Source organism: Hymenobacter terricola (assembly GCF_017921975.2).
Lineage (GTDB): Bacteria > Bacteroidota > Bacteroidia > Cytophagales > Hymenobacteraceae > Hymenobacter > Hymenobacter terricola.
This window is the reverse complement of sequence record NZ_JAGEMO020000007.1, coordinates 236,919-262,446: the sequence shown is the minus strand read 5'-3', so window position 1 is coordinate 262,446 and position 25,528 is coordinate 236,919. Positions and strand designations below refer to the sequence as shown.

At 62.9% G+C, this 25,528-nt stretch carries 25 protein-coding genes; 10 read left to right on the top strand and 15 right to left on the bottom strand.

Annotated elements, in window-relative coordinates:
• The first annotated feature begins 40 nt into the window (after positions 1-40).
• Entirely contained in the window at positions 41-2,503 is a 2,463-nt protein-coding gene (locus tag J4G38_RS07805) for a TonB-dependent receptor (RefSeq protein WP_210513736.1), read from the top strand.
• A 56-nt stretch (positions 2,504-2,559) separates the two neighbouring features.
• Here J4G38_RS07805 and J4G38_RS07800 read toward each other — a convergent pair whose 3' ends face one another.
• Entirely contained in the window at positions 2,560-4,299 is a 1,740-nt protein-coding gene (locus J4G38_RS07800; RefSeq protein WP_210513737.1) for an APC family permease, read from the bottom strand.
• A 199-nt stretch (positions 4,300-4,498) separates the two neighbouring features.
• Between J4G38_RS07800 and J4G38_RS07795 the strand changes: the two genes are divergently transcribed.
• From J4G38_RS07795 to J4G38_RS07785, 3 genes are all read left to right on the top strand, one after another.
• Complete coding sequence (locus J4G38_RS07795) at positions 4,499-5,734, top strand: acyl-CoA dehydrogenase family protein (protein WP_226163273.1); 1,236 nt, start codon at positions 4,499-4,501, stop codon at positions 5,732-5,734.
• A gap of 353 nt (positions 5,735-6,087) precedes the next feature.
• Positions 6,088-6,312 (top strand): hypothetical protein, encoded by a 225-nt coding sequence (locus tag J4G38_RS07790; protein ID WP_210513738.1) that lies wholly within the window; start codon positions 6,088-6,090, stop codon positions 6,310-6,312.
• Positions 6,313-6,459, top strand: a complete 147-nt coding sequence (locus tag J4G38_RS07785; RefSeq protein ID WP_226163272.1) for a hypothetical protein — start codon at positions 6,313-6,315, stop codon at positions 6,457-6,459. It abuts the gene before it with no gap.
• A 424-nt stretch (positions 6,460-6,883) separates the two neighbouring features.
• On the opposite strand, the gene J4G38_RS07780 is transcribed toward J4G38_RS07785, so the two are convergent.
• The 4 genes from J4G38_RS07780 to J4G38_RS07765 form a co-directional block, all read right to left on the bottom strand.
• The gene (locus tag J4G38_RS07780) at positions 6,884-7,246 is read right to left on the bottom strand and encodes a hypothetical protein (protein ID WP_210513739.1); all 363 of its coding nucleotides are present in this window, start codon (positions 7,244-7,246) and stop codon (positions 6,884-6,886) included.
• Between the two features lie 181 nt (positions 7,247-7,427).
• On the bottom strand, positions 7,428-8,372 hold the full coding sequence (locus J4G38_RS07775; RefSeq protein WP_210513740.1) for a hypothetical protein: 945 nt from the start codon (positions 8,370-8,372) through the stop codon (positions 7,428-7,430).
• A gap of 402 nt (positions 8,373-8,774) precedes the next feature.
• Positions 8,775-9,770: a hypothetical protein gene (locus tag J4G38_RS07770; protein WP_210513741.1), complete on the bottom strand. Its 996-nt coding sequence runs from the start codon at positions 9,768-9,770 to the stop codon at positions 8,775-8,777.
• 62 nt (positions 9,771-9,832) lie between these two features.
• Positions 9,833-10,954: a hypothetical protein gene (locus J4G38_RS07765; RefSeq protein ID WP_210513742.1), complete on the bottom strand. Its 1,122-nt coding sequence runs from the start codon at positions 10,952-10,954 to the stop codon at positions 9,833-9,835.
• Between the two features lie 111 nt (positions 10,955-11,065).
• On the opposite strand from J4G38_RS07765, the gene J4G38_RS07760 reads away from it, so the two are divergent.
• From J4G38_RS07760 to queG, 3 genes are all read left to right on the top strand, one after another.
• Positions 11,066-11,413 (top strand): HIRAN domain-containing protein, encoded by a 348-nt coding sequence (locus tag J4G38_RS07760; RefSeq protein WP_210513743.1) that lies wholly within the window; start codon positions 11,066-11,068, stop codon positions 11,411-11,413.
• 226 nt (positions 11,414-11,639) lie between these two features.
• A complete protein-coding gene (gene ruvB, locus J4G38_RS07755) occupies positions 11,640-12,695 on the top strand; it encodes a Holliday junction branch migration DNA helicase RuvB (RefSeq protein WP_210513744.1) in 1,056 nt (351 codons plus the stop codon).
• 160 nt (positions 12,696-12,855) lie between these two features.
• Entirely contained in the window at positions 12,856-13,794 is a 939-nt protein-coding gene (queG, locus tag J4G38_RS07750; RefSeq protein WP_210513745.1) for a tRNA epoxyqueuosine(34) reductase QueG, read from the top strand.
• Between the two features lie 21 nt (positions 13,795-13,815).
• Here the strand turns inward: queG and J4G38_RS07745 are convergent, their stop codons facing one another.
• The 7 genes from J4G38_RS07745 to J4G38_RS07715 all read right to left on the bottom strand — a co-directional run bounded on the left by J4G38_RS07745 (position 13,816) and on the right by J4G38_RS07715 (position 19,601).
• On the bottom strand, positions 13,816-14,031 hold the full coding sequence (locus J4G38_RS07745) for a hypothetical protein (RefSeq protein WP_210513746.1): 216 nt from the start codon (positions 14,029-14,031) through the stop codon (positions 13,816-13,818).
• A 217-nt stretch (positions 14,032-14,248) separates the two neighbouring features.
• Positions 14,249-15,106 (bottom strand): ferritin-like domain-containing protein, encoded by an 858-nt coding sequence (locus J4G38_RS07740; RefSeq protein ID WP_210513747.1) that lies wholly within the window; start codon positions 15,104-15,106, stop codon positions 14,249-14,251.
• Positions 15,103-15,837: a ferritin-like domain-containing protein gene (locus J4G38_RS07735; protein ID WP_210513748.1), complete on the bottom strand. Its 735-nt coding sequence runs from the start codon at positions 15,835-15,837 to the stop codon at positions 15,103-15,105. Before J4G38_RS07735 ends, J4G38_RS07740 begins: the two co-directional genes overlap by 4 nt.
• 168 nt (positions 15,838-16,005) lie before the next feature.
• Positions 16,006-16,911 (bottom strand): ferritin-like domain-containing protein, encoded by a 906-nt coding sequence (locus J4G38_RS07730; RefSeq protein ID WP_210513749.1) that lies wholly within the window; start codon positions 16,909-16,911, stop codon positions 16,006-16,008.
• Positions 16,912-16,943: 32 nt separating this feature from the next.
• Positions 16,944-17,699 carry a ferritin-like domain-containing protein gene (locus J4G38_RS07725; protein WP_210513750.1) on the bottom strand — a complete coding sequence of 252 codons (756 nt, stop codon included), beginning with the start codon at positions 17,697-17,699 and terminating at the stop codon, positions 16,944-16,946.
• A 260-nt stretch (positions 17,700-17,959) separates the two neighbouring features.
• Positions 17,960-18,844, bottom strand: coding sequence for a ferritin-like domain-containing protein (locus J4G38_RS07720; RefSeq protein WP_210513751.1), 885 nt, complete (start codon positions 18,842-18,844; stop codon positions 17,960-17,962).
• 34 nt (positions 18,845-18,878) lie between these two features.
• The gene (locus J4G38_RS07715; protein ID WP_210513752.1) at positions 18,879-19,601 is read right to left on the bottom strand and encodes a ferritin-like domain-containing protein; all 723 of its coding nucleotides are present in this window, start codon (positions 19,599-19,601) and stop codon (positions 18,879-18,881) included.
• A gap of 272 nt (positions 19,602-19,873) precedes the next feature.
• Between J4G38_RS07715 and J4G38_RS07710 the strand changes: the two genes are divergently transcribed.
• From J4G38_RS07710 to J4G38_RS07700, 3 genes are all read left to right on the top strand, one after another.
• The gene (locus J4G38_RS07710; protein WP_210513753.1) at positions 19,874-21,379 is read left to right on the top strand and encodes a BatD family protein; all 1,506 of its coding nucleotides are present in this window, start codon (positions 19,874-19,876) and stop codon (positions 21,377-21,379) included.
• A 104-nt stretch (positions 21,380-21,483) separates the two neighbouring features.
• Positions 21,484-22,563, top strand: a complete 1,080-nt coding sequence (gene aroC, locus J4G38_RS07705; RefSeq protein ID WP_210513754.1) for a chorismate synthase — start codon at positions 21,484-21,486, stop codon at positions 22,561-22,563.
• A gap of 105 nt (positions 22,564-22,668) precedes the next feature.
• Positions 22,669-23,271, top strand: coding sequence for a NifU family protein (locus J4G38_RS07700; RefSeq protein ID WP_210513755.1), 603 nt, complete (start codon positions 22,669-22,671; stop codon positions 23,269-23,271).
• A 191-nt stretch (positions 23,272-23,462) separates the two neighbouring features.
• On the opposite strand, the gene J4G38_RS07695 is transcribed toward J4G38_RS07700, so the two are convergent.
• From J4G38_RS07695 to J4G38_RS07685, 3 genes are read right to left on the bottom strand one after another with little or no spacing between them, the layout of a single operon-like run.
• Positions 23,463-24,383: a DUF5777 family beta-barrel protein gene (locus J4G38_RS07695; RefSeq protein WP_226163255.1), complete on the bottom strand. Its 921-nt coding sequence runs from the start codon at positions 24,381-24,383 to the stop codon at positions 23,463-23,465.
• A 40-nt stretch (positions 24,384-24,423) separates the two neighbouring features.
• On the bottom strand, positions 24,424-25,017 hold the full coding sequence (locus J4G38_RS07690; RefSeq protein ID WP_210513756.1) for a YceI family protein: 594 nt from the start codon (positions 25,015-25,017) through the stop codon (positions 24,424-24,426).
• Positions 25,018-25,040: 23 nt separating this feature from the next.
• On the bottom strand, positions 25,041-25,436 hold the full coding sequence (locus J4G38_RS07685) for a hypothetical protein (protein ID WP_210513757.1): 396 nt from the start codon (positions 25,434-25,436) through the stop codon (positions 25,041-25,043).
• Positions 25,437-25,528 lie beyond the last annotated feature (92 nt).

The window sequence follows — 25,528 nt, the reverse complement described above, 5'->3', positions numbered from 1 at the left end:
CCCTGGGGCGACGGCGCGTTCCATTTTTTACCTTACTTTTTTGAAAACGAAACTCTTTGCGGGGGCGGCGCTATGTGCGTTGGCCGCCGCGCCGGCATGGGCGCAAGGCCCCGTGTCCGGCCTTGCCTTGGCCGATTTTGCGCACGTTAGCGAACCTGGCCCGGTCAACAAGGCCACCGTGGTGCTCGATGATAAAGTGGTGGGCACCACCGGTTCGGATGGGCGCTTTACTATTCCGGTGGTAGGACCCGGACAGCACCAACTGCAGGTAATCCTCCAGGGCTGGATGCCGGCGACGTTAACAGTCGCCGGTTCGCCCAGTGCTCAGCAACTGCCGGATATCTATTTGGCGACCTATTCATTGCTCACGCCCGAGGCCGTGGTAACCGCCACCCGCGCCACCGACAAAACCGGCACCGCCTACCAGAACGTGAGCCGCGAGCAGCTTCAGGCCCGCAACTTCGGCCAGGACATTCCCTACCTGCTCGACCAAACCCCGAGCGTGGTCACGACCTCCGACGCCGGCACTGGCGTGGGCTACACCGGTATTCGCATTCGCGGCACCGACGGCACCCGCATCAACGTGACCCTGAACGGCGTGCCGGTGAACGAGGCCGAAAGCCACGGCGTGTTCTTCGTCGATTTGCCGGATTTGGCCTCCTCCACCCAAAGCATCCAGGTGCAGCGCGGGGCCGGGCCCAGCACCAACGGCGCGGGCGCTTTCGGGGCCAGCCTGAACGTGGAAACCCTCGGCCTGCGGCCCAAGGCTTACGCGGAGGTCAATAACTCGGCCGGCTCGTTTGGTACCTGGAAATCGACCATCATGGCCGGTACGGGACTGATAAACGGCCACTTTACGGTGGATGCCCGCGCCTCGCGGGTGCAGAGCGAAGGCTACATCGACCGGGGCTGGTCGCGGCTGAAGTCGCTGTACCTGGCCGGCACGTATTCGGATAGCAAGACCCTGCTGCGCGCCCTCGTCCTCACGGGCTACGAGACCACCTACCAAAGCTGGTACGGCCTGGCCGACTCGCTGCTGCACAAAAACCGCCGCTACAACGAGGCCGGCACCGACTACGGCCAGCACCTGCCGGCCTATAAAAACCAGACCGACAACTACCAGCAGGACTACTACCAGTTCCTGATTTCGCGCCAGCTCACGAAAACGCTCAACCTGAGCGTGACGCCCTTCTGGACGCGCGGCGGCGGCTACTATGAGGAGTATAAGGCCAACCAGGATTTCGCCAGATACGGCATCCGCGGGCCGGTGTACCAGCCCAATTCCGCGGGTAGTCTTGATACTTTGACCAGCACTGACGTCATCCGCCGGCGCTGGCTCAAAACCGACCTCTACGGCGCTACCTACGCCTTGCAGCTGCGCCCCACCAGCGGCCGCGTGACCGAGGCCACGCTGGGCGGCGCCTTCGTGGGCTACCGGGGCCAGCATTTCGATGAGCTGACCTGGGCCCAGCGCGGCACCTTCATTCCCGAAACCGGCACCCGCTACTACGACGAGCCCAACGCCCACAAGACGGACTTCAACGTGTATGCCCGCGCCAACGTGAGTATCAATGATGCGCTGGCTGCCTTCGGCGACCTGCAATACCGCACCGTGCGCTACGAGCTGTTCGCCCCCGATGGCAGCCCCAACGGCGGCAAAAGCCAGCAGGGTATCAACTTCAGTTTTCTGAACCCGAAGGCCGGCCTGACCTACCAGGTTCAATCCGACCTGCAGGCCTACGCCTCCTTCGCCGTGGCCCGCCGCGAGCCCACCCGCACCGACTACACCGATACGCCCGCCAACCGCCGCCCCACCGCCGAAACCCTCTTCAACTACGAAGCCGGCCTGCGCCACTCGTCCGAAAAGGTGCAGGCCAGCCTGAACGGCTACTACATGCGCTACCGCAACCAGCTCGTGCTCAGCGGCCACCTCGATGACGTGGGCAACCCCATCCACACCAACGTGGCCGACTCCTACCGCGCCGGCGTGGAAGCCCAAGCGACTTGGCGGCCTGTCACCAAGCTCAGCCTCACGGGCACGGCCACGGCCAGTCGCAACAAAATTAACAACTACACCGACTACCTGACCGACTACGACCAGGGCGGCGAAAAAGCCACCGCGTTCAAGCAGACGAACATCGCCTTCTCGCCCGACCTCACCGCCGCCTACACCGCCGAGTACGAGGCCCTGCCCGGCCTGCGCCTGGCCGCGCTGGCCCGCTACGCCGGCCGCCAGTACCTCGACAACACCAGCACCGCAAGCCGTAGCATCGCGCCCTACTACGTGCAGGACGTGCGCCTGCGCTACCTCTGGCACCCGGCCGCCTTCGCCGGCCTGCGCGAGGTGGAAATGGCCGTGCTCGTCAACAACGTTTTCGCCACCGAGTACGTGAACAACGGCTACACCTACGGCTACGTGAGCGGAGGCCAGGCCCAGTATTTCAACTATTTCTACCCGCAGGCCAAAACCAGTTTCCTGGCCTCGCTGAATCTGCGGTTTTAACCCGCTGATAAGTAAAGAAGCCCCGAATCGGCAGGATTCGGGGCTTCTTTTGGGCCTTAGATTATCAATCGCACGCCGCCGAGCTCCGAAATGTGGTACGGGGCCCAGTCGCCGGTGGAGCCAATGAACATGAAGTTTTTGGGGATGTTCCACTGCTTCGAGAGGTCGTTCACCAGCTCTGGGCCGAGGTGGGCCGTCATCACCACGACGTCTACTGAAATCTGCTCGTAGGCCTGGCTCAGCACCCCGATGTCGGCGAGCAGCTCGGCGGGGTAGTCCTCATCGTACTTGAGCAGGGTCACGATTTTGAGGCGGTTGGTAAACTCGTTGGCCACCACGTAGGCCATCACCTTGTTGAGGTTGACCACGTTGTCATCCTTCGTAAAAAAGATGTATTCCTGCCGGGCCAGCGCCCGCAGCTCGCGCCACACCAGCAGGCGGGTGATGCGGGCGGCCCGGGGCAGGGGCTTGGTGAGGGTTTCGACGGCCATCATCAGCATTTGCAGCACGGTGGTGCGGTTCAGCATGAAGTAGACCAGGAACATGGAGGGCAGGAAGTATTCAAGGAACACCACCAGGTCTTCGGGGTGCAGCTTGATGTTGCCGAACAGGGCCACCAGCACGCCCGTCAGGCCCAGCCCCACGGTGATGATGCTGGCCCGAATCGGCCGGGGCAGGTGCGGCTGCTTGCTCTTGAGCAGGAAGTTGCCGTAGGCGAAAAACGACATCACCGACAGAAACGAGATGGTGTACACGCCCGCCAGCGGCCCCAGCTCGCCGTGGGTGATGAGCAGCACCGACACGCACAGCAGAAAAAAGGTGAGGAGGATGACGTAGTTGCTCTGCCGCCCGTTTTCCCGCAGAAAAAACTCGGGCAGGATGCGGTCCAGGGCCATGCGCTTCATCAGCCCGCTCACGCCCACGAAGGAAGTGAGCACGGCCCCGCTGAGTACGGCCACGGCATCGACCGAAATAAGCGTGCCCAGCCAGTGCCCGCCGGCCACGGTGCCCAGGTACGAAAGCAGCGTTTCGGCGTGCGGCCCCACGGTGGCCAGCGGCAGCACCGCAATGGCCACAAAGGCCAGCAGCGGGTTGAACACCGTGACCACCACCCACATGTTGCGCAGCGTTTTCTGGAACACGCCGGGGGCCTGTTCCTCCACGAAGTTGGCCGAGCTTTCGAACCCCGAAATGCCCAGCATGGCTGCGCTGAATCCGAAAAACAGCGCCCCCACGATGCTGCCACCCTTCGGCGGTACCTGGAAGTTGAGCGCCAGGTGCGGCATGCCGTGCGTGATGATGTACCACCCCGCCACGCCCACCAGCAGCGTGAGCGAAGCCAGGTGGGTAATGAAAATAACCACTGCCACCTTCGCCGATTCGGAGATGCCCAGGATGGTGAGCAGCAAAAACAGCCCCAGTAGCCCCAGCGTGGCCCCGATGATGGGCAGCGCCGCCCACAGCGTGTGCAGGTAGTGCATGGCCTCGTTGGCCGAAAGCACAGCCGTGGCCATGTACGAGAGGATGGTGAGGCAGCCCGCCAGCGCGGCGTTGTGCTTGCTGGTGGTGTTCAGCAGCACGTTGTAGGCGCCGCCGTTCAGGGGCAGGGCACCCACTACTTCGCCGTATATTTTGCGGAACAGAAACAGCACCGCGCCCACCAGCAGCAGGGCCAGCCAGGCGTATTGCCCGGCGTAGGAAATGGCCAGCGCCGACACGTAGAGGCAGGAGGAGGAAATGTCGTTGCCACAGATGGCGGTGGCTTCCAGCTCGGATAGTTTTCTTTTATGGCTCATGAAAGGCCGCGAGGCGGAGGAAAATCAACCGCCGGCCCAGGAGGCGCATTGTCCTCGGGGGTGAAATCCGGTGCTAATAAGTTGGCTGGCGGAATGAAAGGTAAGCCATTGGTACTGCTTATTGGAGAAGTGCCTCCCGAAACGGCACCTCGCCCCAGCCTGTTATCTTTGTGCCAACTCCCACCCCAACCCCCCACCCATGTCTTCGGAAGCCGACGTTCTCTCCCCCCAGGCCAAAGCCCACACTGCCCAGAAAGGCAGCACCAACGCCAACGGCTTCACCGATTATTTCGACCTCGACGGCCTGCTGACCGAGGAGCACCTGCTCATTCGCCAGTCCATCCGCGATTTCGTAAAAAAAGAAATCAGCCCCAACATTGAGAAATGGGCGCAGGACGCGCACTTCCCGAGCGAAATCGTGAAGAAGTTCGGCGACGTGGGCGCCTTCGGTCCCACCATCCCGCAGGAATATGGCGGCGGCGGCCTCGACTACATCAGCTACGGCCTCATCATGCAGGAGATTGAGCGCGGCGACTCCGGCATGCGCTCCACGGCCTCGGTGCAGGGCTCGCTGGTGATGTTCCCCATCTACGCCTACGGCTCCGAAGAGCAGCGCCGCAAGTTCCTGCCCAAGCTGGCCTCCGGCGAGTGGCTCGGCTGCTTCGGCCTCACCGAGCCCGACCACGGCTCGAACCCCGGCGGCATGACCACCAACATCAAGGATATGGGCGACCATTACCTGCTGAACGGGGCCAAGCTCTGGATTTCGAACTCGCCCGAGTGCCAGGTGGCCGTGGTCTGGGCCAAAAACGAGCAGGGCCGCATCAAAGGCGTCATCGTGGAGCGCGGCATGGAAGGCTTCAGCACCCCCGAAATCCACAACAAGTGGAGCCTGCGCGCCAGCACCACCGGCGAGCTGGTGTTTGAGGACGTGAAAATCCCCAAAGAGAACATCCTGCCCAACATCGACGGCCTCAAAGGCCCGCTTTCCTGCCTCGATTCGGCCCGTTTCGGCATTGCCTGGGGTGCCATCGGCGCGGCCATCGACTGCTACGAGTCGGCCCTGAAATACTCGCTCCAGCGCGAGCAGTTCGGCCAGCCCATCGGCGGCTTCCAGCTCCAGCAGAAGAAACTGGCCGAGATGATTACCGAAATCACCAAAGCCCAGCTCATGGCCTGGCGCCTGGGCGTGCTCAAAAACGAAGGCAAAGCCACCAGCGCCCAAATCAGTATGGCCAAGCGCAACAGCGTGGACATGGCCCTGCACGTGGCCCGCGAAGCCCGCCAGATTCACGGCGGCATGGGCATCACCGGCGAGTACCCCATCATGCGCCACATGATGAACCTGGAGTCGGTGATTACCTACGAGGGCACGCACGACATTCACCTGCTCATCACCGGCGCGGACATTACCGGCATTCAGGCGTTCAAGTAGAGTAAGCTTTAGTTCGTAGGTACAGACATCATTGGCTCAGCTATGAAGAACTATGTTTTTGCATGGCTAGTCCTTTGCGTTTTGTTGCTGGTCTGGTTTCGGAGTGTCGATTGGGGCTCGGGTTGCGATGGCGGCTTGTGCATCTTGCCCTATGTAGGGCTCGTGCTAGCCTGGGGCGCGGCTGGGGTTTTAGTACTAGCCATTTACGGGCTTAAAGCCAGCGCAGGTTTTCGGCGTGGCTTACCTGTTTTTTTGCTTCTGGTATTGCTTTATTGGCTGCTGAGCGGCGTTTTTTAACAGAAACAGGAGGCGCTAATCGTCGCCAGGTTGTTTATTTGCTAAAACTCAATCCTATGTCCGCCCCCGACTCCCTGCACTACCTCACCGATGCCAGCGGCAAGCCCGAAGCCGTGGTGCTGCCCATCGCCGACTGGCTGGAGCTAAAGCAATATTACCGCCAGCTGCAAGGCCGCGAATTGGTGCTCAAAGGTATGGGCGAGGCCCTGCTCGAAGTGCCCGAAATCCTGGCCGGCCGCCAGCCCGAAATCACCCTGACCGATTTCCTGGCCTCGTCCTAAATGTTCCCGGCCACTCTTATCACCACGGCCAACTTCCGCCGCGAAGCCAAGCCGCTGCTGAAAAAATACCGCTCGCTAAAATCCGAGCTGGCCCACTTGGTGGGCGTGTTGGAGCAGGATTCTACTCACGGCGAGCCCTTGGGATAGGACTGCTATAAAATCCGCCTCGCCATTGCTAGTAAGAGCCGGGGCAAAAGCGGCGGAGCCCGCCTCATCACCTACCGCCGCGTCGTGGATGCCAGTACGCAAGCGGTGAAGCTGTTCCTGCTGTCGATTTATGACAAGTCGGAAGTAGCTTCCATCGGCCGGGACGAAATAGCGCGTTTACGTCAGGAAGCGGATGAATAATAAGCGTTTTGCCCGCGAAGTCCGCCAGCTGCACAGCGGCATGGGCATCACCAGTCAGGACAACGCACGACATCCACCTGCTGATTACGGGAGCCGATATTACCAGTATTCAAGCATTCGAATAAGCCTTGCAGCATATGCTCTAGCTTGTACCGCGCAGAACGAAAAAAGGCCGCTCCAGCAATGGGCGGCCTTTTCGATGAGATAGGCAGGCAGCTCCGGGCTACTTCCGTTCCAGCACGTAGGTGGTGGTGAGCATGGCGGGCGGCGAAATGGTTTGAGCCGTTGTTTGCACAATGCTCCAGCCTTGCTGCTTCAGCGCATTGAGCTGCTTCAGCTCTGCCTGGTGCAGCACCGCCAGCGACTCCGTTACCTTTTTGGCCGAGCCGTTGCGGGCGTCGACATCCGCCACGGTTACCTTGCCCGTCGGGTCCACCACCGTCACTTCGGCCTTGCTGGTGAAGCCCGCGAACGTGGCGCTGCCAATGACCATCATGTAGCCGGTGGGCTCGGCCGCCTTCGGATAAAAGGCCCACGAGCCGGCCACGGCCAGCGCCAATGCGGCGGAGAGAAATGCTTTTTTCATAAAATGAACGGGTAAGGGGGAACTGAATACCCGCGCAACTTACGCCACTGCGTAGTCTCGTTCCACGGCCGGAGCCAATGCCGGCGTCAGCCGCTTGGTGGCCAAGCAGGCTGCTGCCAAAGAGAAGCGCCCCGGCCAGCCGGCCGGGGCGCTCACCAGAAACCATCACAACCCGCTGGCCCTAGCCCCGCACGCGCCAGCCGCCGGCGGCCAGCTCGCTGGTTTGCATCACCAATAAATACGGTGCGGTGGCGGCGTCGCCGAGGGCCGAATAGTCGGCCAGGGTCACCTTCTTGCCGTTTTTCACCAGCACGCCCTGGCCGGGGGCGGGGCGGCTGGTGGGGGTGGCGCCCAGGTAAAACACCACGTCATGGCCCCGGCCGCCGGTGTTGTAGAGGGTGGGGGTGGGCACGCTTTCGTCCAGGATATTGAAGGCCAGCTGCGGCACGTCGAACGGGGTGAGGCCCTTGGCCCGGAACTGGTGGGCGGCCGGCGTTTTGGGCAGGCGGCGCAGGGCTTCGTACTGGGCCTCCAGCGGGCCCTGCGTGAAGTGCTGGGCGTGCACCAGCCGGTCGAGGCGCACCAAATCGGTGTCTATCGCCCCAAAAAGGGGCACCAGGGCATCGGTGGCGGTTTTGGAGCCGGCCTGCAGCAGCGTGGCCGCGCCGGTGGTTTCGGCCAGGGCCTTGAGGTCGGTGGTGAGGGTGGCCAGCACGTCGGGCTGGTAGCCGGCATCTTCCAGGTCCGACTTTTCCAGGACCGCAACGGCATCTGCCACCAGCTGGCAATAGGCCCGGAACGCCTCGTCGGAGCCGTAGAAATAGCTGCCCACCGGCTTGGCCAGGGCGGCGGTCACCTTGTCGTCGGTGCTGAGCACCAGCACCAGGCCGCGCAGCACCTCGGCCTTTTCGGCGGCTTCCTGCTTCACCGCGAGGCGGGTGCGCGTCACGCCCGTGGTGAGGGCCCCTTGCAGGCCGGCCTGCGCATCGAGGATGGCCACGTCCTTTAGCACCTGCTTCGTAATCGTCCCAATCAGCTTAATGGCCAGCAGTGGCTGCCCCGATTGGACAAACCAAGCCAGCACGGTGCCATACATTTTGCGGTGGTTTTTTTGGTCTTGCGTCATCTGAATGGTAGTGAGAGCAAAGCCGCTGAAAACCAATGGGTATTGCTGCCCGAAATGTAGTGAAATAAAATGGCCCGCCGGCCCGCCCGCGCTGTTTCCCGGCGGCCCCCACCCAGCCGCCGGGCCTCCCCCGCTACCCGCTGGCCACCCCCAGCGTCCTCTTGCGCATCCCCAGGGCCCGGTTGGCACCCCCAGGCAGCTATCTGGCCTGCCCACGAGGCTACCTGGTCCTCCCGGGTTGCCCATTGGCCCTCCCAAGAAGCCACTGGGCTATCCTGAGGCGTCAGTTGGCTACCCTGAGGCGTCAGTTGGCTACCCCAAGAGGCTACCTAGGCATCCAGAGAGGCCACTTGGGCATCCCAAGTCACCACATGTCGCTGGAAACGGCCTTTTTGCCGCCCGCTACACCAGCGCGGCCAGCTCCCGGGCGGTGGCTTTGGCCGCATGGTAGCTGGGCTCGTCGCCAAACAAGTCGTCGAAGAGCATCCCGAAGGCCTCCACCTGGGTGCACACCCAGCGCAGGGTGTTCTGCTGCTGGCGGGGGTCGAGCCAGGGCGTGTCGCCGTCGGGCGTGGGGTTGAGGCGGGACATGAGCACCGGCTGCAGCTCGGCCACGAACAGCAGCGCCAGCACCTGGAGGCTCAGGTAGAGGCGGATGACGTCCGGCCCGCCCAAGTCAATCTTCGGCGCCGCTTCCGCGCCGGCGGCTTTGAAGCGCTGGGCCAGCCCAATGAGCTCGGCCGGGGTGCCCAGGGCCGCCACCGCCGGCAGGGCCCGCCCCAGCGGGTGCGGCACGGCGTAGGAAGCCGTGTGCGTGAAGTAGAGCGCCATGCTGAATAACCGAAGCTCCCGGGGCCGGGGAGTCATGGCCAGCCACACCGCGTCGTCGTCGTCGGGCGGGGAGGCGGGGGGCGGGCCGGGCGGCGCCAGGGCGGGCAGGCAGGCCACCAGCCCGTGTTTTTCCTGGGCAAACAAGGCCTGTAGCTCGGCCACGGTGTCGGCGGTGGGGGTGGGCACGCACCCCGCCAGCAGCCCCACGATGCCTTCGGTCACGGCCTCGGCCAGGGCCAGCGCATGGGGCTCGCCCACGTCGTGCAGCCGCTCCCGAACGGCCTCGCCCAGGGGGCTGTCGTACGCCAGCCAGCCCACCAGGGCGTAGTAGTAAAACCGGGCGGGCTCGTGGCGCAGGGCCTGGTCCAGGGCTTCTGCCGTATCGAACGCCGCGAACCGGCGCACGTCGTCCCGGGTGAGGCCGGTCAGCCGCGTAATGGCCTGGGGCAAGGCATCGCCGGGCAGCGCAAACAGCTGCTGAACGGCCGCCCTCGGCAGCATCAGGCCCGGCCCCAGCGTGGTCAGCAGGGTAGGCGGTTGGGCATCGGCAGGGTCGTCGGTGGGCATGGCGGAGGGGTTGCGGGGGGGAAGGGGAGGCCATAAACAGGCGTACGTCGGCGCGCGCGCGCCTACTCCGCCAGCAGCTCGGCCAGCCGGCTGATTTCGGCTTTGGCTTCGGCCACGTCCTCGTCGTCGGGGTGGTTCACTTCAATGGTTTCCACGAAGCCGGCCATCAGCAGCAGCATCAGCTCGCGGGCGTGGCGGGCCTCCTGGGCCACCTCGTCGGGCGCATCGGCTGCGTGGGCCGGGTCGTGCAGCATCATGTCTTCCAGGCTGCCCGCGCCCACCACGTTCGTGACGGTGCTCAGGGCGCACACCTGGGCGGCCTGGTACAGGCGCAGCAGCTCCGACCAGGTGAGGGCGAACGGCTCGCCGTCCCCGGCCATGGTCAGGCGGTCGGCCAGCCGTTCCAGCGCCTTTTTGCGAAACCGCCTCACCTCGGCCAACGCGCGGGCAAACGGGGTTTCGCCCAGGTTGGTCAGCAGCCAGGGCAGCCGCAGGGCCGTGCTCAGCGTCACGCGCTGCACCTCGTTGAAGTTGACGTGCACGGCGGGCTCTTCCTCATCTTCGGCCTCGTCAACATCGTCCAGGGCCCGGGCCCGGTCCTCGTCGGGCGAGTTGCCGGAGGGGTAAAAGGGCCGCAGCGTCTCGTCGAGGCGGGCAAAGATGCTTTCGGTTTGCAGGCGGCGCATGCGCAGCTCCTCGCGCAGGTCGGCATCGCCGCCGCTGAGGTACTGGCCAATGTTTTCCAGCAACGATTCGCCGGAGGTCAGCACGTACTCGCGCGGCCCCACAAATTCATCGTCGGAGGCGCTGAAGCGGCCCAGGTAAGCCCGCAGGGGCGCATCGAGGCGGCTTTCGAACACCAGCCGGGCAATCGAAATAAAATCGAACAGCTGCAGCGTGTGCCGGGCCATCACGCGGGCCAGGCTGAGGGTGTCCTTGGCATCGGTCACGTTTCTCACGGCCTCCAGGTCGTAGCCCAGCAGCTCTTCCAGGGCCCGGGGCACGGGGTCCTCGTCGTGGCCCATGAGGATGTAGTTGGCCAGGCTGCCCAGCATCAGCAGCGGTTTCATGGTTTCGAACAGCTCGGGGGGCAACAGGTCCGCCTGTCGCCGCAGCTCCGCGTCGAAGTCTTCGTTTTCGTCTGCTGACTGGTCAAAGTTGGTGGCGTCGTCGTTATCAGCCATGTTGAGTAGGCAATTGAGCGCCACACACGATGGCCGCGGTAAATTGGGGGAAAATATCGACTTGCGCCCGGCCTCACCCCAATCCCGCCGCTCATGCCGTAATTTGGCCCCATGATGAAAATCGTCCCTGCGTCCGAACCCCTCGTGCTGCTCGAATGCCTGGTGGCCGGCACCTCGCACCGCCCCAACCTGGAGAAATACGAGCCCAAGCTGAAAGTCGGCCAGGCCCTGCTGCTCACCCGCGAGGCCGATAACCACTACGACGACTGGGCCGTGCAGGTCCACACCGCCCCCGCCACCGACCCCGCCAACGTCTGGCTCGGCTACCTGCCCGAGGGCCGCAACGAAACCGTGGCCCGCCTGCTCGACGCCGGCAAGCACCTCACCGCCCGCCTCAACCACAAGTCCTGGGAAACCGACTGGCTGCACCTCGACATCGAAGTGCTGCTGCACGAGTAGAGGAGGGCGTTGAAGGAAAAAGGAAGAACGTCATGCCGAGCGCAGCCGAGCCATCTCGCGTGCTCAAGTAATCAATCCAAGCGATTGAGTCACTACCCCAAGCGAGATGCCTTGGCTGCGCTCGGCATGACGGCCTAATTATTCCTCCTCAACGGAGCTTTTTTGCCCCCAAAACAGTTACTCATTAGCTTAGCAAGCCCCGACCAATAATTTTAGTAACATTCTTATGCGCGAAGCCTTTCTTTCCGGCGGCACCGACGGCTTTGATGCCACCGACAAGGACATCGACAAAGCCCTCCGGCCGCTCAGTTTCGACGACTTCACGGGCCAGGAAAAAATCCTGGAGAACCTGAAAGTCTTCGTGGCCGCCGCCAAAATGCGCGGCGATGCCCTCGACCACGTCCTGCTGCACGGCCCCCCCGGCCTGGGCAAAACCACGCTCTCCCACATCATCGCCAACGAGCTGGGCTCGGGCATCAAGATGACCTCCGGCCCGGTGCTGGACAAGCCCTCTGACCTCGCCGGCCTGCTCACCAACCTGGAGCCGCACGACGTGCTGTTTATCGACGAAATCCACCGCCTCAACCCCGTGGTGGAAGAGTACCTGTACTCGGCGATGGAGGATTACCGCATCGACATCATGCTCGATTCGGGTCCGAATGCCCGCTCGGTGCAGATTTCGCTGTCGCCCTTCACCCTCGTGGGCGCCACCACGCGCTCGGGCATGCTCACGGCCCCGCTGCGGGCCCGCTTCGGCATCTCGGCCCGTCTGGAATATTATGATTCGAAGCTGCTGACCACGATTGTGCTGCGCTCGGCCGAAATCCTGGGCACGCCCATTCACGAGGACGCGGCCTTTGAAATTGCCCGCCGCTCGCGCGGCACCCCGCGCATCGCCAACAACCTGCTGCGCCGCACCCGTGACTTTGCCCAAATCAAGGGCGACGGCACCATCACGGTCGAAATCGCCCAGTTCGCCCTCAACGCCCTCGACGTGGACGCCCGCGGCCTCGACGACATGGACAAGCGCATCCTGACCACGATTATCGACAAGTTCAAGGGCGGCCCGGTGGGCATCAGCACCATCGCCACCGCTTGCGGCGAGGAAGGCGAAACCATCGAGGAAGTGTACGAGCCTTTCCTGATTCAGGAAGGCTACATCAAGCGCACCTCGCGCGGCCGCGAGGCGACGGAAGCCGCCTACCAGCACCTGGGGCGCCTGCTGCCAAACCATTTGCGCGGCAACAACGGCACCAGCTTGTTTGATGAGATAACCTCGTAGAGACGCATATTTGCGTCTCGGCATTCGCGCCGCTAGCTGCCTGCCCAACTCGTTCAACGACGAGACGCAAATATGCGTCTCTACATCGTTCAACTCTTGGAACGCGCCGCCCCCAGCGGCGCGTTTCCTGTTTCTTTGCAGCTCAGTTTCCCCATTGCCCATGCTCCCTCACTCCCAATGGGCTCCCTTCATCAAGCGCCGCGCGGCCGCCCTGGGCTTCATGGCCTGCGGCATTTCGAAAGCGGAATTTCTGGAGGAAGAGGCCCCACGCCTCGAAACCTGGCTCACGCGCCGCATGAACGGCAAGATGGGCTACATGGAAAACCATTTCGACAAGCGCCTCGACCCGCGCCTGCTGGTGGACGGCGCCAAATCGGTGATTTCGCTGCTGCTCAACTACTACCCCGCGCCCGAAGCCCAGCAGCCCGACGACACGCTCAAAATCAGCAAATACGCCTACGGCCGCGACTACCACTTCGTCATCAAAGACAAGCTGAAAGTGCTGCTGGCCGACATGGAGGCCGAAATCGGCGCCATTGGCGGACGCTGCTTCGTGGACTCCGCTCCGGTGCTGGACAAGGCCTGGGCGAAGAAAAGCGGCTTGGGCTGGGTAGGCAAAAACGCGAACCTGATAACGCCGGGCACCGGCTCGTTCTACTTCATCGCCGAGCTGATTGTGGACGTGGAGCTGCCCGCCGACGGGCCCATCCGCGACTACTGCGGCACCTGCACCAAGTGCGTGGACGCCTGCCCCACCCAGGCCATCACCGAGCCGTACGTGGTGGACGGCAGCAAGTGCATCAGCTACTTCACCATCGAGCTCAAGGACCAGATTCCGACCGAGGTGGCCGGGCAGTTCGGCAACTGGGTGTTCGGCTGCGATATCTGCCAGGACGTATGCCCCTGGAACCGCTTCAGCCAGCCGCACAACGAGCCGCAGTTCAACCCCGCGCAGGGCCTGAAAGACCTGACGCCCGGCGACTGGCGCGAAATCACCCACGAATTATTCACGGAGCTGTTCCGCCAGTCAGCCGTGAAGCGCACGGGCTACGAAGGGCTAAAGCGCAACATCAGGTTTGTGGCCGACGGGCAGGCCTAGGCCATAGCCGCGCACGGGCAACTAGCCGACGCCGGCAATTGGGAAGTCTTCCTGGAAGTTGCCAAACACCCGCTTCAGCACGCTCCGGTAAATGCGGGCAAACTGCTGGTAGCACCAGACGCGGAAATCCGGCACCTCAGTTGGGACCAGTACTTTGAGGGCTTTGCGAAGTTCTTTTTCGAACAGCGCCTTGTTGAAACTGACTTTCAGCAGAATCATTTTCACGTAGTCTAGCATCGGGATTGAGTACGAAGGACGGTGAAAAAATAGGTGGCGGCAGCTGCCAAATTCCAGTGAGGAGCTTGGGCGCTGCCAGGATATGAAAGATACAATAAGAAAGCAGGCCTTGGCAAGCACCCGGACTTGCTAAAAGCCGCCGGGCTGCCCCGATACGCGAAAAGAGCAGCCTGGGCCACTCTTTTGCTGGAAAAAGCCAGAATGTTGCACCACTCGGCTAGACGAACAAATTCAGGGCCGCCTGGGCCACGAAGCTGGTCACCGGCTCGTCGAAAGCTTCGGCCAGCGACGGGTCGTGAATGGCGGTATTGTCGCGGCTGAGCAGGAAGTTGTAGAACGGAATCTTAACGTTGGCCGCCCGGTACTGAACGGCATTTTCTTCGCCGCCGGTAGCGGCCGTGGTGAGGGCCTGCGCACCCGCCGGCCGCACAATGGCGGCATCTTCTTCGCTGGGCCAGGTGGAAACCACCGCGCCCCGGCCCCGGCGCAGCCCGCGCACGTGGGCCGAATGCTCGGCCTCGACCGAGTGGATGCGGAGCACGGCTTTGGACAGCTGCGAATCGTCGCTGATGACGAAGGCCTGGGCTTTGTACATGCGCACGCCCAGGTCTTCCAGCTGCTGGGCCAGCGCCAGGAAATTGTCGTAGTTGGTCAGCACGTTCGGAAACAGCACCGGGTTGGCGGCCACGTTGTGCTGCCCGCTAAAGTCGAAGGCGGGCACTGAGGGCACTGCCGCGCCGGCGCTAACCAACGCCTGCGCCAGAAAGGCCGCGTGTTGCGTCTGGTGGCTCAGCATGCGCTGGAAATCGGCAGCTTGCGCCGCCGGAATCAGACCGGTTACGGCCAGGGCCTGGGTGTAGAGCGTTAATTGCAGGCGTTCGAGCAGCAGTAATTGCGTTACGGCATCAAACGAAGTGTCTTTGGTGCCGGCGGCGGCGGGCAACGCGCCCAGGCCCAGCGGCAGCGCGGCCACGGCCGCCCGGCCCAGCTGCTGGAGCAGCGCGCGGCGCGGCGCCGGGCCAACGGCTGTAACCGAGGGCGCGGCCAAACGGTCGAGAAGGGAAATCAGCTTCATACGGGAACGGCCAGATTGGCCACGGTAATAACGTAGGGGGCGAAATAAGGCGCGAAGGCGGTCATTACCTCGGTAGGGGTTTTGGTGCGCAGCTGGCCGGCCAGGGCGCCGGTGTTTTCCACCACGTCGCTGCTGGCAAACGAGCCGGGCGTGAGCAAGTCACGCACCGTGGCCGCGTGCCGAGCCTGCACCGACGATATTTTCAGCAGCAGGGTGCGCTGTGGAATATTGGCCGAAGTAAACAGCGGCAGGATGGTGGGGTAGGCCGCCGCCGTCAGGTCTTCGAGCAGCTGGGCCGCGGCCAGCACCCCCGCCCGCGTGGTGAGCGTGAAGGAAGTGAGGTTAATCGCAAAGTCGGTGGGCAGCAGCACGGTGGCGCCGGTGGGGTCGATGACGTACTTAATCGTCTCGCGATAAATGACTTCGTGGTCGCGCAGGTCCGCGAAAATCACCCGTTCGGCCGCCGTGAGGTCAGCGGGGGGCGTGTCGGTTACTTTTTGGTAGAGCGCAGCCTGGGTCAGGGCCAGAAAGTAGGCGTAGTACAGCAGGCCGGGGTCGCCGGCGGGGAGGGTCAGCTGGTACGGGTCCACCGCGGTGGGCTCGGGGGTGGAGGTGGAGCAACCCGCGGCCACCAGGGTCACGGAAGCCGCTGAGGCTGCCGAAACGCGTAAAAACAAGCGTCGCCCCAGCGACTGCTCCCGCCAGGCGGACAAAAATGAGTGGTCAGACATTCGGTAATTATTCAGGCCAGCCGCTGGTCCGAAACCTCGGGCCCCAGCCACTACAAAGGTACTCGCTACCTTTCCAATGGTTGCAAAGCCCTCAAAAACAAAGCCGGCCCCGCGTGTGCGGAACCGGCTTTATCCAAATTAAGTGCCTCGAAAGGCCACCGATGGCAATTAGGCCAGCAGGCCACCAGCGCGCGAAGCATCAACTACTTCAGCCGCCTGCAGGTACTCGTCGAAGGCCGCGGCGGCATCGTCTGCAGTGTAAGGGGTGCCCAGGGCGGTGGCCGTGTTCACCGCCGCCGCAGCGGCTGTTGCGCCTTGCAACACGTTGCTTTCGAGTGGGCTAGGCTTGGTGGCGTCGTAGGCGGGGATGGCGAACGTGGCTCCGCCGAGGGTCAGCGAAGTACCGGTCGCATTCCTGACGCCATTAAGGTAAGCGGGGTCCGTTTTTAGGTCGTCGTTGTTATTAATCCACGGCAGCTGGCCGCGCATGGTGCGGATTTGCGCCGCGTGGCGTGCCTCCACCGAGTGGATTTGCAGCGCGATGGTCAGCAAGTCGTTGGGCGCGCCGATAAGTTCGGCGGCGCGGCCTTTGTAAGCGCGCACGCCCGTGTCTTCCAGCACTTGGGCTACCGCCAAATAGTTGGCGTAAGTAGCGCCGGCCGGCAACGCTTTGAACCGGACCCCGGTGGTGGATGTGCCCGCTACCGGCGTAACTCCCAACGTGCGAATAGTGGAAGTGAGCAAGGTGACGTGCGCATCTTCGTGCTGCTTTATTTTGGCAATGGCGGCGGCTGGAGCACCCCCGGGAATCAGCGTAGATGCGATGAACTGGCGGTAAAAGTCCGCTTCGAGCAGCTCCAAAGTCAGGGCGTAGTTCAGGACGTCGGTAGACACCGAAGCGGTGCCGGCGTAGGCTTTCTGGAACAGCGCGCCCATAAATAGTGGCGTAGCGGCCAGGGCCGACCGCCTGGCAAGGGTGCCAAGCGAATTGAATACCGCCCGGCGCGAGTCGAAACGGTCCAGCACGTCGGGGTCGACTTCCGCAAGCTGGTCAATTAGTTGAAAGAAATTCATGCCGAAAGTTGACTACAAGGGATGGAGGAGGATTAATGACCAACGGTGCTGGCGTCGAGCTTCTGGGTGATGAATGCCCCCATGATGGCGATAACCGTGCTTGGGGTCAGGGCCTTGTCGAGGCCGGTGGTGGCATCTACCTGGTCATCAGCGGCAAAGGAGCCGGGCGTAATTAAATTTCGCACGTAAGCCGCGTGGCGGGCTTCCACCGACACAATCTGGCCGGCAATCACAAGGTAAGCAGGCGATTTGATGAGCTTGCCGGCACCGTTGTAGGCCGCCACGCCCAGGTCTTCAAACGCTTTGGCGGCGTCGAGAATACCCAGTTTGGAATCGCCGGCGGCCATGGTACGCTTGGTGAAGTCGATACCCGAGAAGTTCGGGGTCAGGTCTTGCAGCAGCTTGCCGGGAGCATCGCGGTTGATGGCGGCCCTGAGGAAATCGCGGTGAATGGCTTCGTGGGCGGCTACCTGGGTGAAGTAGGTGACTTCAGCGGGCGAGAGGGGCGTAGAAGTCAGACCTTTTACCTGGGCATAGAAAGCGGCTTCGAGCTGCTCCAGAGCGTAAGCGTAGTTGAGGACGCCCACATCGCCGGTGCCCAGGCTGATGGTGGTATTGGTGCTGGCGGGCGTGGTGTCGCTGTCTTTGGAGCAGCCGGCCAGCACGAGGGCCGTGGCCCCGGCCGTGGCGCCGGCGTACATGAAAAAGGAGCGCCGCTTGATGGGCGTATAGCGTGGCTGCGCGAGCTGCGGGGCATCGGAACCAATAGGCCGAGGGGTGTCGGGCATGAGCAGGAGGAACTGAAGAAGCGTACGGAGGAATTGATTCGAAAAGCACCAGCTTTGGCCTTTCCAGAAACTCTGGGCCAGCGCACTGGAGCTGTGGGTTGAATGGGATTCCAAGCGGGGGTGCCGATGCAAAACTAACTCGTTGCAAACGCCGGGGCGAAAGCGGTATTGCGGCCCGGCACAGTACGCAACAAAGCCGGCCCCGCGTGAGCGGAGCCGGCTTTGCCAGAATTAAGCGCCTCGGAAGGCCAATAGGGCTATTAAGCGCCTACCAGGCCGCCGGCACGCGAAGCATCGAGTACTTCGGCGGCTTGCAGGTATTCGTCGAACGAAGCAGCCGCGTCGGCAGTCGTGTAAGTAGCGCCCAGGGCCGTGGTGATTGCCACCCCCGATTGCGTCGTGTTGTTCTCCGTTGGGCTGGCAGTGGTGTACGCCGGGATGCCGTAGCCGAAAGGAGTGGTGGTCGACGTGGGGCCGGTTACGCCGCTGGTATAAGTGGGGTGAAGTACTGCGTCATCACCGGGGTTCACCCAAGGCTTCTGGCCGCGCATCTGGCGGATTTTCGAGGCGTGACGGGCTTCCACCGAGTGGATTTGCAGGGCGGTGGTCAGCAGCGCAGTGCCGAGCAGCTCGCCGGCGCGGCCTTTGTAGGCGCGCACCCCGGTGTCTTCCAACAGCTGGGCAATGCCGAGCTGGCTGGTGCCATAAACCGGGCCGTTGAAGGTGGTGAGCGTAGCAAACACCGCCGCTTTGAACGGCGCAGCAGCTACCGGCGTGCCGCCCAGGCCGGTGATGGCACCGCGCAACAGGGCAACGTGGGCATCTTCGTGGCCTTTGATTTGGTCGATGGCGGCTTTGTCGGTGGCCGAAGCCCCGGCGTACTGCGACGAGGCTTTCACCTTGGCGTAGAAGTCCTGCTCGAACAGCTCCAGGGTGAGGGCGTACTGCAACACTTCTACCGGGGTAGAGGTAGTGCCGGCGTAGGCCTTCTGGAATATTGCACCCAGGAACAGGGGCGTAGCGGCCAAGGCCGTGCGCTTGGCGGCAGTGCCCAACGAGCTGAACACGGCGCGGCGCGAATCGAAGCGACCCATAACATCGGCGTCCACTTCCGAAAGCTGGTCAATTAATTTGAAGAAATCCATAACAGAAATTGATTACAAGTGAAGGGAAGGGAGGTTATTTGCCAACGGTGCTGGCGTCGAGCTTCTCCGTGATAAAGGCTTGAGCCGCTGCAATAACATCCACCGGCATCATGGCTTTGTCGAGGCCATTGGCATCAATCTGGGGCGAAGAAGAGAACGTGTTTATCGCGAGGCGCTCACGGACATAAGCCGCGTGGCGGGCTTCCACCGACACAATCTGGCCGGCGATTACCAGGTAAGCACCTGTTTTGATGAGAATGCCCGCACCGTTGTAGGCGGCCACGCCCAGGTCTTCAAACGTCTGGGCGGTCGTCAGCACGCTGAGGCGCTTCGTGAAGTCGATGCTCGTGAAGTTCGGGGTTAGGTCCTGCAACAGCTTGCCCGGAGCATCGCGGGTGATTGCGGCCTTGAAGAAGTTACGGTGAATGGCTTCGTGGGCAGCTACTTCGGTGAAATAAGCCAGCTCACCGGTCTGAAAGTCGGTGGCGGGCGTTGCCACCACTTTGGCATAGAACGCAGCTTCGAGCTGCTCAAGAGCGTAAGCGTAGTTCAACACGCCCACATCGCCGGTGCCCAGGCTGATGGTGCTGCTGGTGGGCGTGGTGTCGCTGTCTTTGGAGCAGCCGGCCAGCACGAGGGCCGTGGCCCCGGCCGTGGCGCCAGCATACATGAAGAAGGAGCGCCGCTTGATGGGCGTGTACAGCGGCTGGGCAAACGTGGTATCGTCGGCGCCGCGGGGCTGGAGGTTATCGGACATGAGAATGGAGTGGTTAGGTAAAAAAATTAAACTAACTGGGGAAAGACAATAGGGTTCCGCACGGTGCCAGTGGCCCGTTGTATTGAAAACAACCAGAACTATGTGGTGAGTTGGGGGCAGATACGGCGATTGAGGGGGATAAGGATTCATTCGGCCCTCATTTTTAATTATACACGGGTTATTTCTTTGATTGCAAGGAATTGTGATTTTGACTGAAAAGTCGATTCCAGTGTTTGGAGCTACTTTTAGGGGCCGCTAACGAGCCAGCGATTATGGGAAGACTTTTTGGGTGGATAGGGGTGCTGGTGGGGCTGTTGGGGGCAGGGCTGTGCAGTGCGCAGCAGGCCGCGCCGCCGGCTACCCAGCCCGCCCCGGCCGAGGTAGCCCTCGTGCCTGGCCCGGCCACGCTGCCCGTCACGGGCGTGTTCACGCTGGGATTTCGGCTGCGGGGCGGGGCGCTGGAGAAATATTCGGAGTTTCCGGAGCTGGAAGGCTTCAAGAAAAGCGGCAAGACCAGCACCACCACCACCCGCATTGTGCAGGGCCGCCGCTTCACCGACCTCACCATCACGCAGCGCTACATGCCCTACGGCGAGGGCGACTACGTCATCAAGCCCTTCCAACTAACGGTGAACGGCGTGGTGCTGCGCGGCGGGGGCGCCACCGTGCGGGTGAGCGCCGCGCTGCCCGCCAACCCGGGCACCTTCACCAAACCGGCCAATCCGGCCGCGCCCCTGCAAGCCGTGGGTGACCTCGACAAGCTATTTGGCAAGCCCAAGCCCGCGCTTTATCAGGAGCTGCCCGACCACGCCTTCATGGCCGTGGTGGCCGACCGGCCCAGCGTGTACATGGGCGAAGACGTGCGCGTGGGGCTGTATTTCTTCCTCAAGCCCGCCGACCAGGCCATGCTGGCGTTTCACGATTTCGATGACCAACTGCCGCCGTTGCTGCACGAGCTGCACCAGCCCACCGCCTGGCAGGAGCCCGGCCCCGAAGCCAGCGTCACGCCGGACACCATGCGCTGGGCCGGGCAGCTCTACCTACGCTTCCGGCTGGCCGAAAACCTGTATTATCCCCTCACGGCCCAGCCCCTGCACTTCCCGCCTCTGGCCCTGACCATGGTGAAGTTCAAGTTCCTGAAAAAGCCCGAGGCGGGCCAGGACAACCGCCTGGCCGGGTACAAAACGTATTATTCGGCGGGTGCCACGGTGCAGGTGCGGCCCCTGCCGCAGGCGGCCGAGCACGGCGCCGTGGCGGTGGGGAGCTACAAATTGCACGAGGCCATCAGCCGCACCGCGTTCCGGGTGGGGGAGTCGTTCACGTACACGTTTGGGGTGGAGGGGCGCGGGAATCTGTCGGCAATTCTGGCGCCGGCCATGGAACCGCGCGCGGGCCTGGAAGTGTATGGCCCCGAGGTGCGCGAGGAGCCCGCGCCGGGCGGGGGGCGCAAGCTGTTTCGCTACCGCCTGGTGGTGCAGCAGCCCGGCGTGCTGCCGCTCGATAGCCTCCTGCGCCTCGTCGTGTTCAACCCCGCTACGGCCCACTACGACACCCTGCGCCCCGGCGTGCGGCCGCTGGTGCGCGGCGTAATGGCCGCGCCCGCGCCCCTGCCCAAGCCAGAGGATGACCCCTTCTACGGTCCGGCCCTGGCCGAAGCCGATACCACCATCCAGTCGCTCGATGTGTACCGCAACGTGCGCCGCTACGCCGACTGGCTGCTGGTGGGGCTGGCGGGCGTGGCCGGCTTTGGCTGGTGGCGGGCCGGGCGGCGGGGCTAGCTTTGCGGGGCAGATTAGTTGTTAGTTGTCGGTTGTTAGTAGTCAGGAAAAAGAAGTGGCACTAACGACTAACAACTAACAACCGACAACTAACAACAGATACCATGTCCAATACTTTTGGCTCCCTCTTTCGCATCACCACGTTTGGCGAATCGCACGGGGCGGGCATCGGCGTTATCATCGATGGCTGCCCGGCGGGGGTGGCCGTGGACGCGGCCCACATTCAGACGGCGCTCGACCGGCGCCGGCCCGGCCAGTCCGACCTCACCACGCCGCGCAAGGAGGCCGATACGGTCCAGATTCAGTCGGGCCTGTTCGAAGGCTTTACCACCGGCACGCCCATCGGCCTGTTTATTCCCAACGCCGACCAGCGCTCCGACGACTACTCGCATATTGCGCACGCCTACCGCCCCAGCCACGCCGACTACACCTATGACGCCAAGTACGGCCGGCGCGACCACCGCGGCGGCGGCCGCAGCTCAGCCCGCGAAACGGCGGCGCGCGTAGCCGCCGGCGCCGTGGCCGCGCAGCTGCTGGCCCATTTCGGAATCGACACCGTGGCCTATGTTTCGGCCGTGGGCGAAGTAGAAGTGCCGCTGGAGTATGCGGAGCTGGATTTGAGTCTCATCGACAGCAACCCCGTGCGCTGCCCGCACCCCGAAACCGCCGTGCGGATGGAGGCCCGCATTCGCGAGGCGCAAGCGGCGCACGACACCGTGGGCGGCGTGATTACGGGCGTGGCGCGCCACGTACCGGCCGGCCTGGGCGAGCCCGTGTTCGACAAGTTGCCCGCCGTGCTGGGCCACGCCCTGCTCAGCATTAATGCGGTGAAAGGCTTCGAGTTCGGCTCCGGCTTCGCGGGCACCAGGCTGCCCGGCTCGGTGCACAACGACGAATTTTATACCGACGAAACCGGAGCCGTGCGCACCCGCACCAACCACAGCGGCGGCAGCCAGGGTGGCATCTCCAACGGCCAGGATATTTATTTCCGGGTGGCCTTCAAGCCCGTGGCCACGCTGCTCCAGCCCCAGCAAACCATCAACGACCAGGGCGAGGCCATCACGCTGGTGGGCCGGGGCCGCCACGACCCCTGCGTGCTGCCCCGCGCCGTGCCCATCGTGGAAGCCATGACCCAGCTGGTGCTGGCTGATTTGCTGCTGCGCGCCCGCGCTAACCAACTGTAGTTAGAATGATGTAGGTACATTTGCAACCTCTGCGGCCCCCGCGCGGTTGTACCTTTGCAGCCGCCAGTGTCGCGATTGTTCCCCTTGATTTTAAGCACCCCAGCCATGTCTGCAGTTTCCATTTATGCCGAAGCCTCTCCCAACCCGGAGAGCATGAAGTTTGTCCTCAACTCGAACCTGCTGGCCGATGGCGTGAGCGTGGATTATCCCAACCTCGAAGCCGCTGCCAACTCGCCGCTGGCGCAGGAGCTGTTCGGGTTCGACTACGTGGGCCGCGTGTTCATCGCCCAGAACTTCGTCACCGTCACCAAAAGCCAGCCCGAATTGGCCTGGACCCAGCTCATCCCGGAGCTGCGCCAGTTCCTGAAAAGCTACGTGGAGGCCGGTGGCCCCATTTTCCTGGTCGACCCCGCCGCCGAGCAGAAGGCTGCCCAGGCCGCCACCGCCGGCGACCCCACCCAGCAGGAAGGCCAGATTGCCCAGAAAGTCATCGACCTGCTCGATAACTACGTGCGCCCCGCCGTGGAGCAGGACGGCGGCAACATCACCTTCAAAAGCTACCACGAAGGCATCGTGACCGTGAACCTGCAAGGCTCGTGCTCCGGCTGCCCCTCGGCTACGGTTACTCTGAAATCCGGCATCGAAAACCTGCTCAAGCGCATGGTGCCCGAGGTGACCAGCGTGGTGGCCGAAGGCATTCTGGTGTAAGTTAAAAGGGAAGAGTTAAAAGTTGAAAAGGCCCGCCTGACGATTCAGGCGGGCCTTTTCAACTTTTCGAACGTCATGCAGAGCGCAGCGAAGCCTCTCGCGTGCTACCACTAATTTCAATCGGTTGGATTACTACCACATGCGAGATGCTTCGTTGCACTCTGCATGACGTTCTTTATTAGCATAAAGACCTATTTCAGCTGCGACTTGATGGTGAAGTTTCTCGCCACGGTGAAGCCGAAATAAATGTCGCCGTTGAAGAAATTGCCGAAAGTCTGGGGCACGAAGAATTTCTCGGTCATGCCCTGCGCGTTGGTGAAGTGCAGCTGGAAGACGTGCCCGCCGGTTTCGATGTCGACGCCCACGCCCAGGGCGTTGCGGAAGTTGTCGGCCGCGTAGCCGGGCAGCACGTAGAAATAATCGGCGGTGAGGGCGATGCGCTTGCTCACCTTCTGGCGCAGGCCCGCGCCGATGGCGTACACGTCGTTCTGCATGCCGGCCAGGGCCACGTAGTTGCGGTGAATAAGCGTGGGCATGAGCTGCACCGACAGGCCGGGGCTGAACTTGCGGGCAATGAGCACCTGGTAGGCATAATCGACCCGCGAGGCGGTGCTGCGGTCGGGCACATTCGGCACGGTGCCAAACTTGAGCGTGGTGATGGCCGACGACGCAAACAGCGTGACCGACACCGGCACGGGCCGCACGCCGGTGGTTTGCTGCAGGGCCTTGTACTTCACAAAGCCGTCAAACGTCTTCTCGATGTTGGTGCGGCCCACGCCCACGGCCAGCCGGTCGGTCAGGCCGTACTCAAAGCTGAGGCGCAGCACGGCCTGGTCGAGCCCGAAAAAGTTGTACGCACCGCTATTCAGCGTGCCGAAGCGGTGCTGAATGAGGAAGGCCAGCGTGCCCTTGCCCGGCGTCTCAATCGACTGCGAATTGATGATGTGCGTGCCCTTGAAAGTGGCCCGCACCACCTCGCGCGTGGTCGAGTCGGCGGTTTGTTTTTCGAGGTCGCTCAGCAGGTCGGTTTGGGCGTGGGCCGGGCGGGCGAAGGCACAAGCCGCCAGCAGCAGGCCCGCAAAAAAAGGCGAAGAGTACACGTTACGGCTCATGGAAAATAAGTGGGAATACGGCGGACGGAGGGACGTGAAATTAGCGCGGTTCCGTGCTGGCGCCCACTGCGCCCGCCACGGGGTCGCAGGCGAGGGCCACGCGCACGGTCACGGTTTTGGCAATGTTGTTGCGCACCAGCAGGGGGATTTCAATGTTGTAATCGGCCGAGGCCACCGGAAACGTGGCAAAGGCCAGCACTTGGTTGCCCTTCAGCTCCACGCTGGCGGGCACCTGCACGTGGCGCGTCACGCCGTGCAGGGTCAGGTCGCCATCCACTTGCACGTTGTGCGGCCCGGCGGCACCCAGCGTGGCCGCGTCGAACCCCACGAAGTGCCCCGAAAAAGTGGCCTTCGGAAATTTATCCGACTCAATGTAGTTCTCGTTGAAATGCTCCTGCATGAGGGTGCGCCTGAACACGAAGCTCTTGACGGGCAGGGTGAAGGCCAGCTGGCCGGTGCCAAAATCGAGCACGGCCGCCACCTGCTGGGTTTTGGCCTCAATGTCTTCAATCGGGGTGGCCGAAAAGAACGACACGCGGCCCGTTTTGGTCAGGTACTTGCCCTGGGCGTGGGAGTAGCTCAGTCCGGTAAGCAAGAGCAAGGTGGGCAGGAGCAGAAAAAAAGGCCGTTTCATAGCAGGAGGAGGGAGGAGAAGGGTTATTGGGGCTTGCCCAGCGCATACCAGGCCTCAATGCGTTGAATGTCGCAGGTCGAAATCTTGCCGCCGTCTTCGGGCATGGCAATGTAGCCGGGGTCGTGCCGGATGCAGCCCAGCAGGTTGTTTTGCGGGTAGCGGCTCACGGCAGTGTAGGTGCTGAAATCGTTGCCGCCGCCCAGCGTGGCCGCCACGCTGCTGCCGTGGCACCGCAGGCAATTGGCACTGAAAATGGGCGCAATAACCCCGGCGTAGGTGATGGTTTCGTGGGCCACATCGCAGGTTGGGGCGGGGTCGCCGTGCGAGTACGAGCAGCCCGCCGCGAGGCCGAGGACCAGCGCCGCCGCGCCCATGAGCCCGAGCCGGAAAGATGTAGAGAATGAATGGGAAACGAACATATCGGACGTCATCAAAAACTGGAAATGAAAGAAACGAAAGCAGCTCCGCCAGCTAATAGGGCAGCCTGACAGCATGTAAGTTAGGCGGAGGC

Bases quoted from the DNA above. Each gene is read 5' to 3' on its own strand.
- J4G38_RS07800 (WP_210513737.1), bottom strand. From the start codon at position 4,299: ATGAGCCATAAAAGAAAACTATCCGAGCTGGAAGCCACCGCCATCTGT.
- J4G38_RS07795 (WP_226163273.1), top strand. From the start codon at position 4,499: ATGTCTTCGGAAGCCGACGTTCTCTCCCCCCAGGCCAAAGCCCACACT.
- J4G38_RS07790 (WP_210513738.1), top strand. From the start codon at position 6,088: ATGTCCGCCCCCGACTCCCTGCACTACCTCACCGATGCCAGCGGCAAG.
- J4G38_RS07785 (WP_226163272.1), top strand. From the start codon at position 6,313: ATGTTCCCGGCCACTCTTATCACCACGGCCAACTTCCGCCGCGAAGCC.
- J4G38_RS07780 (WP_210513739.1), bottom strand. From the start codon at position 7,246: ATGAAAAAAGCATTTCTCTCCGCCGCATTGGCGCTGGCCGTGGCCGGC.
- J4G38_RS07775 (WP_210513740.1), bottom strand. From the start codon at position 8,372: ATGACGCAAGACCAAAAAAACCACCGCAAAATGTATGGCACCGTGCTG.
- J4G38_RS07770 (WP_210513741.1), bottom strand. From the start codon at position 9,770: ATGCCCACCGACGACCCTGCCGATGCCCAACCGCCTACCCTGCTGACC.
- J4G38_RS07765 (WP_210513742.1), bottom strand. From the start codon at position 10,954: ATGGCTGATAACGACGACGCCACCAACTTTGACCAGTCAGCAGACGAA.
- J4G38_RS07760 (WP_210513743.1), top strand. From the start codon at position 11,066: ATGATGAAAATCGTCCCTGCGTCCGAACCCCTCGTGCTGCTCGAATGC.
- ruvB (WP_210513744.1), top strand. From the start codon at position 11,640: ATGCGCGAAGCCTTTCTTTCCGGCGGCACCGACGGCTTTGATGCCACC.
- queG (WP_210513745.1), top strand. From the start codon at position 12,856: ATGCTCCCTCACTCCCAATGGGCTCCCTTCATCAAGCGCCGCGCGGCC.
- J4G38_RS07745 (WP_210513746.1), bottom strand. From the start codon at position 14,031: ATGCTAGACTACGTGAAAATGATTCTGCTGAAAGTCAGTTTCAACAAG.
- J4G38_RS07740 (WP_210513747.1), bottom strand. From the start codon at position 15,106: ATGAAGCTGATTTCCCTTCTCGACCGTTTGGCCGCGCCCTCGGTTACA.
- J4G38_RS07735 (WP_210513748.1), bottom strand. From the start codon at position 15,837: ATGTCTGACCACTCATTTTTGTCCGCCTGGCGGGAGCAGTCGCTGGGG.
- J4G38_RS07730 (WP_210513749.1), bottom strand. From the start codon at position 16,911: ATGAATTTCTTTCAACTAATTGACCAGCTTGCGGAAGTCGACCCCGAC.
- J4G38_RS07725 (WP_210513750.1), bottom strand. From the start codon at position 17,699: ATGCCCGACACCCCTCGGCCTATTGGTTCCGATGCCCCGCAGCTCGCG.
- J4G38_RS07720 (WP_210513751.1), bottom strand. From the start codon at position 18,844: ATGGATTTCTTCAAATTAATTGACCAGCTTTCGGAAGTGGACGCCGAT.
- J4G38_RS07715 (WP_210513752.1), bottom strand. From the start codon at position 19,601: ATGTCCGATAACCTCCAGCCCCGCGGCGCCGACGATACCACGTTTGCC.
- J4G38_RS07710 (WP_210513753.1), top strand. From the start codon at position 19,874: ATGGGAAGACTTTTTGGGTGGATAGGGGTGCTGGTGGGGCTGTTGGGG.
- aroC (WP_210513754.1), top strand. From the start codon at position 21,484: ATGTCCAATACTTTTGGCTCCCTCTTTCGCATCACCACGTTTGGCGAA.
- J4G38_RS07700 (WP_210513755.1), top strand. From the start codon at position 22,669: ATGTCTGCAGTTTCCATTTATGCCGAAGCCTCTCCCAACCCGGAGAGC.
- J4G38_RS07695 (WP_226163255.1), bottom strand. From the start codon at position 24,383: ATGAGCCGTAACGTGTACTCTTCGCCTTTTTTTGCGGGCCTGCTGCTG.
- J4G38_RS07690 (WP_210513756.1), bottom strand. From the start codon at position 25,017: ATGAAACGGCCTTTTTTTCTGCTCCTGCCCACCTTGCTCTTGCTTACC.
- J4G38_RS07685 (WP_210513757.1), bottom strand. From the start codon at position 25,436: ATGTTCGTTTCCCATTCATTCTCTACATCTTTCCGGCTCGGGCTCATG.